The organism is Rhizorhapis sp. SPR117 (assembly GCF_021742065.1).
The window spans coordinates 1-993 of the sequence record NZ_JAKKIE010000196.1 but is presented as its reverse complement, the minus strand read 5'-3'; the positions used below and the strand labels follow the sequence as shown (position 1 = coordinate 993).

The following is a 993-nucleotide window of genomic DNA, read 5'->3' as shown; positions in this document are numbered from 1 at the left end:
TCGTCCGCGATCACTGGGAGGACATTCTGAGGTTGGTCGTCACCATCAAATTGAAGCAGGCCACGGCCTCCGACATTGTGAGCATTCGTCCGAGGTCACGTTGCGTCGTATCGTTATAGCCTGGAGTTTACGCCGCGATGTCGATTGAGTTCGTTGTACGGGGTGAGGATGGGCGAGTCGGATGTGGCAGGGGCTGGGCGCCGGCGGCGCTGGAGCCTGGAGGACAAGCGTGCCGTCGTGGCGATGTCGCTCGATCCAGATTGCAGCATGGCGGAGATCGTCGCCTGCTTCGACCTGGCCCCCAACCAGGTATATGCGTGGCGCCGGGAACTGCGCGAGCTGGCCGAAGGGGATGCCTGCGAAGACGCGCCGATGTTCCTGCCCGCGGTGGTCGAACCGACACCCGCGGCGGCAACTATGTTTATACCAGATGCGGCAGAGGGCCGATTGCTGCCCGACGCGCTGGTGCAGATCGCGATGGAAGTACGCGGCGTGACCGTCATGATCGCGCATGGCGCCGACCCGGCGCTGGTCGCCTCGGTGATCACGGCGCTGCAGAGAGCGCGATGATCGGACCTGGCTGTGATGCGAAGGTGCTGATCTACACCAAGCCGATAGATTTTCGGTGCGGTATCGATACGCTCGTCGCCAAGGTGCAGCACGAGATGCAGCAAGATCCCTGGGGAGGCGTCGTTTACGTATTTCGTTCCAGGCGGAAGGACAGGCTGAAGATTTTGTGGTTCGATTCGACCGGTATCTGGCTCATGACGAAGCGTGCGGAGTCCGCCGAAGGGTTCGCCTGGCCGCAACCGCATGACGGCAGTTTCCGGATCACGGCCGCTCAACTTGCGGCGCTTGTTTCGGGCATGGATTGGCGTCGATCGCGCGCTCCAAGACGCGTAATTTCGCCTAAAATCGAGCCGCTCGTTAAGGCGTGATATATCCGCGCCAGGTGGTTCCAATAGTGCTGGACCAGTCGTTACGCATGTGATT

The 993-nt window shown here is 61.1% G+C and carries 2 protein-coding genes; both read left to right on the top strand.

What is annotated here, in order from left to right:
* Window positions 1-168: 168 nt before the first annotated feature.
* Window positions 169-570 carry an IS66-like element accessory protein TnpA gene (gene tnpA, locus L3X40_RS21915; RefSeq protein ID WP_237367445.1) on the top strand — a complete coding sequence of 134 codons (402 nt, stop codon included), beginning with the start codon at window positions 169-171 and terminating at the stop codon, window positions 568-570.
* On the top strand, window positions 567-938 hold the full coding sequence (gene tnpB, locus L3X40_RS21910; protein WP_237367444.1) for an IS66 family insertion sequence element accessory protein TnpB: 372 nt from the start codon (window positions 567-569) through the stop codon (window positions 936-938). Before tnpA ends, tnpB begins: the two co-directional genes overlap by 4 nt.
* The last annotated feature ends 55 nt before the right edge of the window (window positions 939-993 follow it).

Bases quoted from the DNA above. Each gene is read 5' to 3' on its own strand.
- tnpB (WP_237367444.1), top strand. From the start codon at position 567: ATGATCGGACCTGGCTGTGATGCGAAGGTGCTGATCTACACCAAGCCG.
- tnpA (WP_237367445.1), top strand. From the start codon at position 169: ATGGGCGAGTCGGATGTGGCAGGGGCTGGGCGCCGGCGGCGCTGGAGC.